The sequence below is a fragment of the Halosimplex halophilum genome, from assembly GCF_004698125.1.
GTDB classification, from domain to species: Archaea; Halobacteriota; Halobacteria; order Halobacteriales; family Haloarculaceae; genus Halosimplex; species Halosimplex halophilum.
The window spans coordinates 2,199,234-2,214,501 of record NZ_ML214297.1 but is presented as its reverse complement, the minus strand read 5'-3'; the positions used below and the strand labels follow the sequence as shown (position 1 = coordinate 2,214,501).

Here is a 15,268-nt window from a genome sequence, read left to right as displayed (position 1 = left end):
GGACACATGACACGAGACGACCACACGACCGAATCGAGCGACGACAGCGCGGCGGACGCCGCCGACACGACCAGACGGAGCGTCCTCAAGGCCGGGGCCGCGCTCGGCGCCGGCGGCCTCGCCGTCGGCCTGGGCGAGCGGGCCGCGGCGGCGAGAGTCGAGGAGGTCTGCGACTCCGACTACGGCACCATCGAGGTGGCCGACGGCTTCTCGCTGGTGGACAACCAGTGGGGCAACTCGGCGGCCGACCAGTGTATCTGGCTCAACGAGGACGGCAGCTACGGCTACGACTTCGACGCCTCGGACACCGGCGGGGGGATCAACTACCCGCAGGTGCTCGTCGGCACCAAGCCGTGGGGCTCGGACACCGGCGTCGCCGAGTTCCCGGTGCGACGGCGGGACGTCGACGAACTCGTCATCGACGTCGAGGCCGACTACAGCCAGTCCGGCGGCGAGTGGGACTGGGCCGAGGAGTGGTGGCTGATGGAGCAGCCGGTCAGCGAGCAGACCGAGACCCACCAGTACGAGATCATGCTGCTGCTGGACTGGAACGACCAGCACGACCACGGCGCCGTCGAGGCCGAGGCCGTCTGGACCGACCGGTACGGCAACACGGTCGACCACTGGACGACCTACAACTCCGGCGGCACCAGCGCCGACTTCTACATCTTCCGCATCCAGGGCGGCCACGACGGCGGGAAGGTCGACCTGAAGCCGATCGTCGACTACATGACCGACGAACACGGCGTCAGCGAGGACCTCTGGCTCTCCGGGATCGAACTCGGCAACGAGTACTGGGCGGGCTGTGTCGGCCAGACCACCTACGAACGGTTCGACGTGACCGTCAACGGGACGACCTACGCCAGCGGCTCCGGCGAGTCCGCGGACAACGGCGGCGGCTCGCCGACCCCGACGCCGACGGACACGCCCACGGACACACCGACCGACACGCCCACGGACGAACCCGACACGCCGACCGACACCCCGGCGGACGACCCCGGGGACGGCTCGGGGGACGCCCTCGTCGTCAACGACTACGACGGCGACCCGGCGTGGTCGAGCAACCAGAACGACCTCGGCGAGTGGTGCGGGGCGGGGTCGTTCGAGAACGGCTCCGGCGAGGTCGAGGACGGTGCCCTCGTCCTGGAGTACGACAACGGCGGCTGGTTCCAGGAGCAGATCAACCGCGACGTGAGCGACTACGACGACCTGGTCCTGGAAGTCAGCGGCGCCGACGGGGACGAGGCGTCGGAAGTGCTGTTCGACATGGGCGGGGTCCGCACCATGCTCGCCGACGTGACCGACGACGCCGTCGGCACGACGACGGGGGAGGTCCGCGTCGACATGGCGGCGGCGGGAGTCGACCGCTCGTCGCCGTCGCTGCGACTCAACTTCTGGCAGGGCGGCAGTAGCCGGCTGCGGGTCGAGGAGGTGCGTCTGGAGTGACGGGGGAGTCGCCGAGCGACGGTCCCGCCGGTGGCGGCGAGGACCGCCGCGACGACTCCGCCAGTGTCGGCGACCACCGCCGCGACGGCGCGGCGACGGCGACGCGGCGGACGGCGCTGAAGGCCATCGGCGCGGCGGCGGCCGGCGGAACGGTGCTGTCCGGGCGCGCGAGCGCGGGCGTGCCGACGCCGCGGCTGCACACCGACGGCAAGTGGATCCGCGACCCCGAGGGCAACGAGGTGCAGCTGCGCGGGATCGCCACGGCCGACCCGGCGTTCTACCGGCGGTACCACCCCAAGTCCTTCGAGGAGGTGCTCCGGCGGGCGACGGACACCGCCGACGGGTGGCACCCCAACGTCGTCCGGCTGCCGTTCACCCAGGACAACGTCGACCACTTCGGGGTCGACACCCTGATCGACGAGTTCATCCGGCCCTCGGTGGAGATCCTGGCCTCCCGGGACGTGTACGCGCTGGTGGACTTCCACCTCATCCGGCCGTACACCCAGGCGGCGACCGAGACGTACAACGAGGAGAACGACGACACGCTCGACCCCATCGACGACGTGATGACGAACTTCTGGAGCGCGGTCGCCCCGGAGTTCGCCGACGACGAACACGTCATCTACGAGCTGTTCAACGAGCCGACCCAGCCGACGATGTACGGCGACGACGCCGGGGCGTGGCAGACCTGGCGCGACGCCGCCCAGCCGTGGGTCGACCTCGTGCGCGACCACGCGCCGGAGACGCCCATCGTCATCGGCTCGCCGCGGTGGACTTCGGTGACCCACATGGCGCCGGAGTACCCCTTCGAGGGCGACAACCTGGTCTACGCGGCCCACATCTACCCCGACAACGGCGCTCCCTCGGAGTTCGACCAGTACTACGGCGAACCCGCCAACGACGTGCCGGTCGTCGTGACGGAGTTCGGCTGGGACCCCGACGGCGGGAGCGTCGACCAGGGGACCACCTCGGGCTGGGGCGAGCCGTTCCGCCAGTGGGCGGAGGGCTACGCCAACATGGGCTGGATCTCCTGGTGTTTCGACGACTCGTGGGCGCCCACGTTCTTCGAGTCGCCCGGCGACGGGGCGGCCGAGTCCTGGACGCTCAAGGACGGCGACGAGCAGATGGGAGGGTACATCAAGAGCTGGCTGTCGGAGACGAAGGGCGACAGCGTCCCGGCCAGCACCGTCGACGACGCGACGGCGCCGCCGGCGCCCGCGAACCTCGCGGTCTCGAACGCCACGGAGATCGGCTTCGACCTCTCGTGGGACGCGGTCACCGACGAGGGCGAGGCCGGCCTCTCCCACTACACGGTCTCGGTCGACGGGTCCGAGACGACCGAGACGCTCCCCGGCACCACCTCGGCGACGGTGTCCGGGCTGGAGCCGGCGACGACCTACGAGGCGGCCGTCACCGCCGAGGACGACGCCGGCAACGAGTCCGACCCGGCGACGGTCGTCGCCGAGACGATCGCGCGCGACGCTCAGCAGTCGCCGTACAACGGCCCCCACACCGTCCCGGGGCGCGTCCAGGCCGAGGACTTCGACGAGGGCGGCCAGGGGGTCAGCTACTACGACACCACGCCCGCGAACAAGGGCGGCGCCGACTACCGCGACACCGCCGTCGACATCGGCACGTCGGCGAACACCGGCTACAACGTCGGCTACATCGCGACCGGCGAGTGGCTGGAGTACACCGTCCAGGTCGAGTCGGCGGGGACCCGCACCACGCGTGTCAACGTCGCGGCCGGCAGCGGCGGGGGCGGGGCGCTGCGGGTCTCCGTCGACGGCGAGACGCTGGCGACCCAGGACGTGTGGCAGACCGGCGGCTGGTCGAACTGGCAGACGATCCGCGTCGGCGACCTCGACCTCCCGGAGGGCGAGCACGTCGTCCGGGTCACCGCCGAGTCGGGCGCCTGGAACTTCGACTGGATCGAGTTCGGCGAGTCCGAGGGGAGCGGCGACACGACCGCGCCGCCCGCCCCGACGGACCTCTCGGTGACCGACACGACCGACTCCTCGATCTCCGTCGACTGGGGCGCCGTCGAAGACTCCGGCGGGAGCGGGCTCGACCACTACGCCGTCTCCGTCGACGGCAGCGAGGTCCGGACCGTCCCCGCGGGGACCACCTCCGCGACGGTCGACGGGCTGTCGGCGGAGACGAGCTACACGGTCGCGGTCACGGCGGTCGACGGCGCCGGCAACGAGTCGGCGGCGGCGAGCGTGTCCGCGACGACCGCGCCCGGGGGTGACACGACCGCGCCGCCGGCGCCGGCCGACCTCTCGGTGACCGGGACGACGGACTCGTCGGTCTCCGTCTCCTGGGACGCGGTTACCGACGACGGCAGCGGCGTCGACCACTACGTCGTCACCGTCGACGGCAGCGAGGACCAGACGGTTCCGGCGGGCTCCACGTCGGCAACCGTCGACGGGCTGTCGGCCGACACCCCCTACGAGGTCGGGGTGGTCGCGGTCGACGCCGCGGGCAACGAGTCCGCTGCGGCGACGGTCACGGCCACGACCGACGCGAGCGACGACGGGGGCGACGAACCCGCCGACGCGCTGGTGGTCAACGACTACGACGGGGACCCGGCGTGGTCGTCCCACCGGAACGACCTCGGGCAGTGGTGCGGCGCCGGGTCCTTCGAGAACGGCTCCGGCGAGGTCGAGGACGGCGCGCTGGTCCTGGAGTACGACAACGGCGGCTGGTTCCAGGAGCAGATCAACCGCGACGTGAGCGACTACTCGACGCTGGTGTTCGAGGTCAGCGGCGCCGACGGGGGCGAGGAGTCCGAGATCCTCTTCGACATGGGCGGGGTGCGGACCGTGCTCGCCGACGTGACCGACGACTCGGTCGGCACGAGCACGGGCGCGGTGCGCGTCGACCTGGCGTCGGCCGGCGTCGACCGCACGTCGTCGTCGCTGTCGCTGCGCCTGAACTTCTGGCAGGGCGGTGCCAGCACGCTCGCGATCGAGGAGATACGGCTCGAATAGACGCGCGAGAGAACCATCTGACACGCACTCATGACAGACGACGATACGCGGAGAGCGGAACCGAGACCGGCCGACAGCGGCGACTCCGAGGCCCTCGACGAGGAGGCCGCCGAGGCGCTGGCGTCGATGGACCGGCGGGGCTACCTGAAGGCGTCGCTGGCCGCGGCGGCTGCGGCCGGCCTCGGCGGCGCTGGCGCGGGGACGGCGGCCGCGGAGACGGCCGACACGTCGAAGACGGTCGACGAGCGCATCCGGGAACACCGGACAGGCGACCTCGAAGTGGTCGTCGAGAACCCCGACGGTTCGACGGTCTCGGGGGCGGAGGTCTCGGTCTCCCAGCGGGAACACCAGTTCCGCTTCGGCACCGCAGTCAACGCCGACAGGCTGATCAACGGCTCCAGCGAGGGGGACAACTACCGCGAGTACGTCCCCGAGCTGTTCAACACGGCGGTCCTCGGCAACCACCACAAGTGGCGGTTCTGGGAGAACAACCGCCAGACCGCCGACGAGGCGACCGACTGGCTGCTCGACCGGGGCCTGGACATGCGCGGGCACGTCTGCCTGTGGGGCCGCGAGGACGTCGGCGCCATCCCCTCGGACATCCAGACCGCGATCGAGGAGCGCGACGCCGAGACGATCCGCGAGCGGTCGATGGCCCACATCGAGGAGATCATCACCCACTACGGTGACGACCTGACCGAGTGGGAGGTCGTCAACGAGGCGATGCACGTCTACCAGCTCCAGCTGGGGGTCTACGGCGACCGGATCGACACCGAGGAGCCGTGGTCCGGCGAGGTCGTTCCCTGGAGTTCCCAGCTGCTGGCCGACTGGTACGACAAGGCCGCGTCGGTGATCGACGAGAACGACCTCGACGTCGGCATCGCGGTCAACGACTTCAACCAGTTCCCCTACGCCTACACGGACAACCGCTACGAGTCCGAAATCGACCACATCAACGCCAGCGGGGCGCAGCTGGACACCGTCGGGCTGCAGGCCCACGTCGCCGCCCGGCAGGGCGAGTTCAACACGAACAGCGACCCCGACGGCCGTATCGACGCCGACCGGGTGGTCGCCGAGATCAACAAGTGGGCTGACCACGGCGCGCGCGTGAAGATCACGGAGTTCGACACGTACAACGGCGACGACTGGGAGGACGACGAGGAACGCGCCGACGTGACCGAGAACTATCTGCGCGGTGCGTTCTCCCACCCCGGCGTCGACGCCTTCGTCATGTGGGGCTTCTGGGACGGCGACCACTGGAAGGACGAGGCGCCGCTGTTCTACGACGACTGGTCGCGGAAACCCGCCTACGACGTGTGGACCGGCCTCGTCTACGACGAGTGGTGGACCGACGACAGCGGGACGACCGACGGCTCGGGCGCCTACGCGACGACGGCGTTCCTCGGCGAGCACGAGGTCACGGTCAGCACCGACAGCGGCGAGACGACCGAACCCGTCTCGCTGTCCGAGGCTTCGGGGACGACTACCGTCACCGTCACCGTCGAGGGCGGCGGCGACACGGGAGACACCCAGCCGCCGTCGGTACCGGAGGACCTCTCGGTGTCGGCGACGACCGACTCGACGGTGACGGTCACCTGGGAGGGCGTCTCCGACAACGGCTCTTCGGGGCTGGACGGGTACGTCGTCTACGTCGACGGGAGCGAGGACCAGACCGTGGGTGCGGGCATGACGACGGCGACCGTCGAGGGACTGTCGGCCGACACGGCCTACGAGATCGGTGTCGCGGCGGTCGACGGGGCGGGCAACGAGTCCGACGCCGCGACCGTCACGGCCGCGACCGACGCGAGTGACGACGGCGGGAGCGACGAGCCGGCCGACGCGCTGGTCGTCGACAACTACGACGGGGACCCGGGCTGGTCGAGCCACCGCAACGACCTGGGCGAGTGGTGCGGCGCCGGGTCCTTCGAGAACGGCTCCGGCGAGGTCGAGGACGGTGCGCTCGTTCTGGAGTACGACAACGGCGGCTGGTTCCAGGAGCAGATCAATCGGTCGATCGAGGCGTACTCGACGCTGGTGTTCGAGGTCGGCGGCGCGGACGGCGGCGAGGAGTCGGAAATCCTCTTCGACATGGGCGGGGTGCGGACCATGCTCTCGAACGTCACCGACGACGCCATCGGCACGAGCACGGGGGAAGTCCGCGTCGACCTGGCGTCGGCGGGGATCGACCGCTCTGTGGGGGATCTCTCGGTGCGGCTCAACTTCTGGCAGGGCGGTAGCAGCACGCTGCGGATCGCGGAGATCCGGCTCGAATAGCGCGCGAACCACACAGGCACACACGGAACTATGACGAACGACGACACATCCGACCGAGCACAGACGGACGGGACAGACGTACCGACGGCCGACGGATCGGCCGACAAAACCGACATCGAAGCGGCCGATGCGGACGGGATCGAGGCCGAGCGGTGCGACGCGGGCGGCCCCGAGGTCGCAGACGTGGACGACCCGGAGGTCGTAGACGAGGAGGCCGCCGAGGCGCTGGCGTCGATGGACCGGCGGGACTACCTGAAGGCGTCGCTGGCGGCCGCCGCGATGGCCGGCCTCGGTAGCGCCGGGACGGGGACGGCGGCCGCGGAGACGGCCGACACGTCGAAGACGGTCGACGAGCGCATCCGGGAACACCGGACAGGCGACCTCGAAGTGGTCGTCGAGAACCCCGACGGTTCGACGGTCTCGGGGGCGGAGGTCTCGGTCTCCCAGCGGGAACACCAGTTCGGCTTCGGGACGGCCGTCAACGCCAACACGCTGATCAACAGCTCCAGCGAGGGGGACAACTACCGGACGTACATCCCGGAGCTGTTCAACAAGGCGGTGATGGAGAACCGCCACAAGTGGGACTTCTTCGAGAACGAGCAGGCGCTGGCCGACGAGGCGACCCAGTGGGTCCTGGACCAGGGGCTGGACATGCGCGGGCACGTCTGCCTGTGGGGTCGCGAGGACGTCGGCGCCATCCCCTCGGACATCCAGACCGCGATCGACAACAACGACGCCGAGACGATCCGCGAGCGGTCGATGGCCCACATCGAGGAGATCATCACCCACTACGGCGACGACCTGACCGAGTGGGAGGTCGTCAACGAGGCGATGCACGTCTACCAGATGCAGATCGGCGTCTACGGCGACCAGATCGACACCGAGGAGCCCTGGACCGGCGAGGTCGTCCCCTGGAGTTCCCAGCTGCTGGCCGACTGGTACGACAAGGCCGAATCGGTCATCAGCGAGAACGGCTACGACCTGGGGATCGCCGTCAACGACTTCAACCAGTTCCCCTACGCCTACACCGACAACCGGTATCAGAACGAGATCCAGCACATCAACTCCAACGCCGTTCAGGTCGACACCGTCGGGCTACAGGCTCACGTCGCCGCCCGACAGGGGGAGTTCAACAGCAACGACGACCCGGACGGCCGGATCAGCGCCGCCCAGGTCGCCGAGGAGATGAACAAGTGGGCCGACCTGGGCGGCCGACTGAAGATCACGGAGTTCGACACGTACAACGGCGACGACTGGGAGGACGACGAGGAGCGCGCGCAGATGCTGGAGAACTACCTGCGGGGCGCCTTCTCCCACCCCGGCTGCGACGACTTCATCATGTGGGGCTTCTGGGACGGCCGCCACTGGGAGAACGAGGCGCCGCTGTTCTACGACGACTGGTCGCAGAAACCCGCCTACGACGTGTGGACTGGCCTCGTCTACGACGAGTGGTGGACCGACGACAGCGGGACGACCGACGGCTCGGGCGCCTACGCGACGACCGCCTTCCTCGGCGAGCACGAGGTCACGGTCAGCACCGACAGCGGCGAGACCACGGAGACGGTCTCCGTGTCGGACGCGTCGGGCACGACGACCGTGACGGTCACCGTCGAGGGCGACGGAGAGGGGAGCGACGACACCCAGCCGCCGTCGGTACCGGAGGACCTCTCGGTGTCGGCGACGACCGACTCGACGGTGACGGTCACCTGGGAGGGCGTCTCCGACAACGGCTCCGCCGGTCTCTCGGAGTACGTCGTCTACGTCGACGGCAGCGAGGACCAGACCGTGGGTGCGGGCATGACGACGGCGACCGTCGAGGGGCTGTCGGCCGAGACGAGCTACACGGTCGGCGTCTCGGCGGTTGACGCCGCCGGCAACGAGTCCGACGCCGCGACCGTCACGGCGACGACCGACGCCGCCGGCGACGGCGAGGACGGGACCGACGAGCCGGCCGGCGACGCGCTGGTCGTCCACGAGTTCGACGGCGGCAATTACCCCGGGTCGAACGACCTGGGCAACTGGGCCGACGGCGGTAGCTTCGCCAACGGCGGCGGCAGCGGCGACGTGTCGGACGGCGCGCTCCGGCTGGAGTACGACAACGCCGGCTGGATGGGGTCGAACGTCACGCGGTCGGTCGCCGACCGGCCGACGCTGCGCCTCCGCGTCCGCGGCGACGCGGGCGGCGAGGAGGACGACTTCACCGTCCAGGTCGGCGGCGCGAGCGACGTGCTCGGCAACCTCACGGACGACGCGATCGGGACGGAGTGGTCGACGGTGTCGGTCGACCTCGCGGCGGCCGGTGCCGACCTCGACGACCCCCAGTCCGTCCGGCTGAACTTCTGGCAGGGCGAGTCGGGGGCGGTCGAGATCGACCGCATCGCCTTCGGCGGCTCCGGCGGGGGCGGCGACGGGTCGGACGGCTCCGACGGCTCCGACGGGTCGGACGGGTCGGACGGTTCCGACGGGTCGAGCGGCGACCTCGTCGCGGAGATCGACCCGAGCGCGACCTCGGCGTCGGTCGGCGAGCGGGTCAGCTTCCGCGTGACCGACACCACCGAGTCGGGCAACTGGGTCGACTCGCTGTCCTGGAGCCTGGGCAACGGCGAGTCGGCCAGCGGCTGGTACGCCGAGGCGACCTACGGCTCGGCGGGCACCTACACCGTCGAACTGACCGCGACGAACAACGAGGGCGCCTCGACCACCGACACGGTCGAAGTCACCGTCTCCTGACGGCCGCGGCGGCGGGTCGGCGACACATCGCCGGCGGTCCGCCGCGGCGCCCGTCCGGCGACACCCCACGCGAGACACGACACAGGCGAGACACGACCCATGGACTCCGACGACTCACCACGACAGGCACAGGACGGCGAACAGCGACGCGGCCGGGCGGTCGACCGCGCCCGGTCCGGTGGCAGCGGCGACGCACCGGGCGGCGGCGGTGACGCGTCGAACGGCGGCCCGCGGCGGCGGACGGTGCTGCGCGGGCTCGGCGGCGGCGTCGCGCTCGGCGCGGTCGGCACGCTCGGCGCGACCGTGTCGACGGCCGCCGGCGCCTCGTTCGGCGACGGCGTCAACCTCCAGCCGTCGTACTTCTGCGACGGGGACCAGGACCTGGGCTACGACCTCATGGCGGAGTACCCGGACATCGAGACGGTCCGGATCGAGATCGAGCCGTTCGACTTCGGCGAGGTCGCCACGACGGTCGAGGACGCCAAGCGCTGGATCGACGAGGCCGCGGCCCACGGGCTGGACGTGATCGCCACGTACCACCACTACCCCGACAACGGGTCGGCCAGTGCCGCGGCGCTCCAGAACGCGGCGGAGTTCTGGGCGGAGCACTACGAGACGCTCTCGGCCGACACCTCGTTCACGGTGAACATGATGAACGAGTGGGGCAACCACCAGGTGACCGCCGGGGAGTACGCCGACGCGTACGACGAGGCGATCGGCACCGTCCGCTCGGAGACGAGCTACTCGGGGCCGATCGTCTGCGACGCGCCCGGGTGGGGCCAGGGCACCTACCGCCTGGCCGACGCCGCCGAGGGGATCGACGACGACGACCTGATCCTCTCGGCGCACGTCTACCCCAGCGCGTGGAACGCGACGACGGGGGAGTACCTCGTCCCGGAGGACCTCGACGCGATGGACGAGACGAGCTACCCCTGCATGATCGGGGAGTTCGGCAACTACGCGAACTCGACGGGCGCCGACTGGTCGGCCATCGTCGACTACGCGAGCGAGCTGGGCTGGCCGGTCGTCGGCTGGGCCTGGAACGGCGACGGCTCGGCGGACCCGATGAACATGGCCTCGCCGTACTGGGGCGACGACTGCTCGGCCGACAGCTACACGGCCAGCGACTACTTCTCGGTCGTCTACAGCCGGCTCGGCGACGGCGGGACCGCGACGGACTCGCCGACCGACGAACCGGGGACACCGACGGACGAGCCCGACACGCCGACGCCCACGGACGAACCGGAGACCCCGACGCCGACCGACGAGCCGGAGACGCCGACGGACACCCCGGCGGCTGACGCGCTGGTGGTCAACGACTACGACGGGGACCCGGCGTGGTCGTCCCATCGCAACGACCTCGGACAGTGGTGCGGGGCCGGGTCCTTCGAGAACGGCGGCGGCGAGGTCGAGGACGGCGCGCTCGTGTTAGCGTACGACAACGGCGGCTGGTTCCAGGAGCAGATCAACCGGCCGGTCGACGGCTACAGCGACCTCGTCCTGCGCGTCAGCGGCGCGGACGGGGGCGAAGAGTCGGAGGTCCTCTTCGACATGGGCGGGGTCCGCACCATGCTCGCCGACGTGACCGACGACGCCGTCGGGACGAGTGCGACGGACGTGCGCGTCGACATGGCGGCGGCGGGGATCGACCGGTCGTCCTCGGCGCTGTCGGTGCGGCTGAACTTCTGGCAGGGCGGAACCAGCACGCTGCGGATCGAGGAGGTGCGATTAGAGTAGGGACCGCCCGCCGCTCCACGGCTGCCGTTCCCCGGGGCTTCGCCCCGCCTCCACACCGTTTCCGGCCCGCGCTGCGGGGGCCGGCCGTCGCCGGGTCCGCTCGACCCGGCGTGGTTAGCGTTCCGCAAAAATTATTTTTCTATTCGTTAAATTTAACAGCTATCGGCCGTATGTGTATTCTGCAATGGTCGACAGACGAACCGTACTGAAGGGGGGTATCGCATTCGGAAGCCTGGGGCTGGCCTCGACGGCCCTGGCCCAGGAGTCCGCGCTGGTCGTCCACGACTTCGACGGGGGGAGCTATCCCGGGTCGAACGACCTGGGCAACTGGGCCGGCGCGGGGAGTTTCGCCAACGGCGACGGCAGCGGCGAGGTCGCCGACGGCGCGCTCCGACTGGAGTACGACAACGCCGGCTGGTTCGCGAGCAACGTCTCGCAGTCGGTCGCCGACCGCGGACACCTGACGATGCGGGTCCGCGGGGACGCCGGCGGCGAGGAGAGCGACTTCCTGGTCGACGTGGGGGGCGCCAGGGACCTGCTCGGCAACCTCACCGACGACGCGATCGGGACGGAGTGGTCGACGGTGTCGGTCGACCTCGCGGCGGCCGGCGCCGACCTGGAGCGTCCGCAGTCCGTCCGGCTGAACTTCTGGCAGGGCGAGTCGGGGGCGGTCGAGATCGACCGCATCGCGTTCACGAGCGACGGCGAGGCGCCGCCGTCGACCGCGACGCCGACGCCGACGGACCCGTCGACGCCGACGGACACGCCGACCGACACGCCGGAGGACGACACACCCACCGACGAACCCGACGACGACACGCCGACGGACGCGCCCGACGACGGGAGCACCTGGGACGTGCCGTTCCCCGACCGGCCGCCGGAACCCGACTCGCTGCCGCCGGCCTCGGAGATCACCGAGAGCACGACCGTAGCGGAGCTGTACGAGCACTTCGACGACCCCTACTACGTCCCGCGGGACTTCACGGACTACCTGCCGGGCGAGACGGGCTCGAAGCTCCAGGAGTGGACCGACTCCGAGAAGGCCGAGGAGTTCGGCTACGACGTGAGCGCCGTCGAGAACAACGTCGGCGACGGGTCGCTGACGCTGGGTCAGCTGGGCACCCAGGCGCTGCCGTACGTGAAACAGCTCGCCGAGAACGACTTCCCGGCCCACGCGACGGTGAAGCTGCTCCCGCGGCTGGCGCTGTTGCCCGACGAGGAGGAGGACCCCGGCGTCCACGACGAGCCCGAGACCGTGTGGGACGAGACAGCCGGGCCGACCGCGGCGACGAACGACCCCGACCAGTTCGTCCAGGACCGCTGGCCGACCGACGCCCGGACCTACCAGCCGATGGAGGTCCGCGTGCGCGACCGCGCCCACGACCAGCCCCAGTACGACGACAGCCGCGAGTGGGGTAGTTCGGGGAACCTCCCCGACTCGGTCTACAACGACGAGACGAATCCGGTGCTGGACGCCGCGGCCGAGAAGGTCGACCCGGTGACCGGCGAGTCGCTCGGCGGCGACGGGTTCACTGCAACGGCGCCGATGGCGGCGGAGATCCGCATCCACGAGACCGGCGGGAGCTACCTCAACCAGTACATCAAGCTGAAGAACACCAGCGAGGTGCCGTACTTCCAGGACGCGGCGGTCATCTGGTGGCTCGGCCCGTCGGGCGACGCCGCCAATCTCTCGGACGGCCACTGGAACAACCCCCACCGTCCGAGCGCGTCGCTGGGCCACCCCCAGCGCGACGTGATCGAGGTGAACCACCCGGACTACGACGAGCTGTCGGTGTACGCCGTCCGGCTGGCCAACCACGACGAGCCGTACCACATGCGGACGATCTACCCCGGACAGAGCGTCGCGATGGAGATCGGGACGCCCCGCGACGGGAGCGCGTGGTCGACGAGCGCCGAACGGCAGGACCTCGTCGACACGATGCTCGACTCGCTGCACGTCGAGCTGGAGACGGACCTGAACCGCAACGACCCGATCATCGACGCCATCGACCTGACCTACCGGGTGCCGAACTGACCGCGACCGGACGCTCCACTCCGGGGACGCCCTCGCGGCAGTCGCGGCGTTCCCGCGAACCGCGACCCGAATTTTTCGACCGATGTCACACGAACGACCACGACCCGACGAATCGACCGACGACCGACCCGAGCGCGACCGGACCCACGGAACCGCCGGGTCCGCCGACGGCCTCAGCGACCGCGTCGACGCCGTCTCCCGGCGGAGGTTCCTGCGGACGGCCGCGGGGGCGGGCGCCGCGACGGCGCTCGGCGTCGGGATCACCGGCAGCGCCGCCGCCGACGGCATTCCCACGCCGTGGCTCCACCGCGACGGCAACCTGATCCGCGACCCCAGCGACAACAAGGTGATCCTCCGGGGGGTGAACGTCCCCGACGCCAGGCGGATGAACGTCAAGGACTTTCGCCCCGACGCCGACGAGACCATCGAACGGGCGACCAGCGCCGACGAGGGGTGGTACTCGCGGATCGTCCGCCTCCCGATCCAGCCGACCGACGTGGGGGACCACGACCCCGGCGGTATCCCGCCGGTCCCCGGTTTCTCGCAGTCCCAGCTCGAACGGTACGTCGAGAACCACCTCCGCCCGGCCGTCGACACCTGTGCGGAGCAGAACGTCTACTGCATCGTCGACTACCACCGCCACCGCGGCCAGGACGACGAGCACGCCTACACCAGCGAGGGCATCGACGAGGAGCTGACGATGTTCTGGGAGACGGTGGCCCCGGAGTTCGCCGACGAGTCGCACGTCCTCTTCGAGGTGTACAACGAGCCGATCCACCCCTACCAGGGCCACTACGAGCCGAACGTCGACGTGGCGCCGAACGACGACGAGGCCATCGAGACGTGGAACACCTGGAGGGAGGCCGCCCAGCCGTGGGTCGACACCATCCGCGAGCACGCCCCGCGGAACCTGGTCCTGATCGGCTCGCCCCGGTGGAGCCAGTGGACCTACCAGGCGCCGAGAAACGAGTTCGACGGCGACAACCTCGCCTACACCGGCCACGTCTACGGCCATCAGAACCTCCGCCCGCTCTCGGAGTACTTCGGGACGCCCGCCGAGGAGGTGCCGGTGTTCGTGACCGAGTTCGGCTGGGGCGAGCACGGCGCCGACTACATCACCGGGACCGCCGACGACGAGGGCCAGGAGTTCCTCGACTTCTTCGCCGACTACGACGTCCACTGGCAGGTCTGGTGTTTCGACAGCAAGTGGCGACCGGCGATGCTCGACCACGACTGGTCGGTCAAGGAGTACGGCGAGTTCTGGCGGGAGGAACTCGCCGCCCACCGCGACGAGGACGTGCCCGCCGGCGAGGTCGATACGGACACCGACTCCGACACGGCCACCGCGACGCCCACCGGCACCTCGACCGCGACGCCGCCGCCGACGGCCACGCCCGCGCCGACGGACACGCCGACGCCCAGCGGCCCCACGTCGACGGCGACGCCGACCGACGAGCCGGAGACGCCGACCGACACGCCGGCGAGCGACGCGCTGGTGGTCAACGACTACGACGGGGACCCGGCGTGGTCGTCCCATCGCAACGACCTCGGACAGTGGTGCGGCGCCGAGTCCTTCGAGAACGGCTCCGGCGAGGTCGAGGACGGCGCGCTCGTGTTAGCGTACGACAACGGCGGCTGGTACCAGGAGCAGATCAACCGTGACGTGAGCGACTACGACACGCTCGTCCTCACGGTTGCCGGCGCGGACGGGGGCGAGGGGTCGGAGATCCGCTTCAGCATGGGCGGCGCCAGCGGACTGCTCGCCGACGTGACCGACGACTCGATCGGTACCTCGCTCTCGCCGGTCGTCGTCGACATGGCGTCGGCGGGGGTCGACCGCTCTGTGGGGGACCTCTCGCTGCGGCTGAACTTCTGGCAGGGCGGAACCGGTACCCTGCGGGTCGGCGGCGTCCGGCTGGAGTAGCGCCGTCGCCCGCCCTCGCGCCCGGTGGGGCCGAACCGTCCGATCTCGTGGTGAGCGATTCTCAGCCGCCGGGAACAGTTCCCGAAAGCGGAGAACAGCCTGTCGGGTATATACTCGCGTCCGTCGTCT

Annotated in this window: 7 protein-coding genes; all 7 read left to right on the top strand. The window is 70.5% G+C overall.

Annotation, left to right across the window (positions count from 1 at the left end; all coding sequences use genetic code 11):
- The first annotated feature begins 6 nt into the window (after window positions 1-6).
- Window positions 7-1,446 (top strand): GH12 family glycosyl hydrolase domain-containing protein, encoded by a 1,440-nt coding sequence (locus E3328_RS11000; protein ID WP_135364600.1) that lies wholly within the window; start codon window positions 7-9, stop codon window positions 1,444-1,446.
- On the top strand, window positions 1,443-4,439 hold the full coding sequence (locus E3328_RS10995; RefSeq protein WP_135364599.1) for a fibronectin type III domain-containing protein: 2,997 nt from the start codon (window positions 1,443-1,445) through the stop codon (window positions 4,437-4,439). The genes E3328_RS11000 and E3328_RS10995 overlap by 4 nt, the downstream gene beginning before the upstream one ends.
- A 30-nt stretch (window positions 4,440-4,469) precedes the next feature.
- Window positions 4,470-6,713, top strand: a complete 2,244-nt coding sequence (locus tag E3328_RS10990) for an endo-1,4-beta-xylanase (protein ID WP_135364598.1) — start codon at window positions 4,470-4,472, stop codon at window positions 6,711-6,713.
- Between the two features lie 30 nt (window positions 6,714-6,743).
- On the top strand, window positions 6,744-9,443 hold the full coding sequence (locus E3328_RS10985) for an endo-1,4-beta-xylanase (RefSeq protein ID WP_135364597.1): 2,700 nt from the start codon (window positions 6,744-6,746) through the stop codon (window positions 9,441-9,443).
- A 99-nt stretch (window positions 9,444-9,542) separates the two neighbouring features.
- Window positions 9,543-11,180, top strand: coding sequence for a cellulase family glycosylhydrolase (locus tag E3328_RS10980; RefSeq protein WP_135364596.1), 1,638 nt, complete (start codon window positions 9,543-9,545; stop codon window positions 11,178-11,180).
- Between the two features lie 184 nt (window positions 11,181-11,364).
- Window positions 11,365-13,215 (top strand): hypothetical protein, encoded by a 1,851-nt coding sequence (locus E3328_RS10975; RefSeq protein ID WP_246022970.1) that lies wholly within the window; start codon window positions 11,365-11,367, stop codon window positions 13,213-13,215.
- 82 nt (window positions 13,216-13,297) lie between these two features.
- Complete coding sequence (locus E3328_RS10970) at window positions 13,298-15,139, top strand: glycoside hydrolase family 5 protein (RefSeq protein WP_135364595.1); 1,842 nt, start codon at window positions 13,298-13,300, stop codon at window positions 15,137-15,139.
- The last annotated feature ends 129 nt before the right edge of the window (window positions 15,140-15,268 follow it).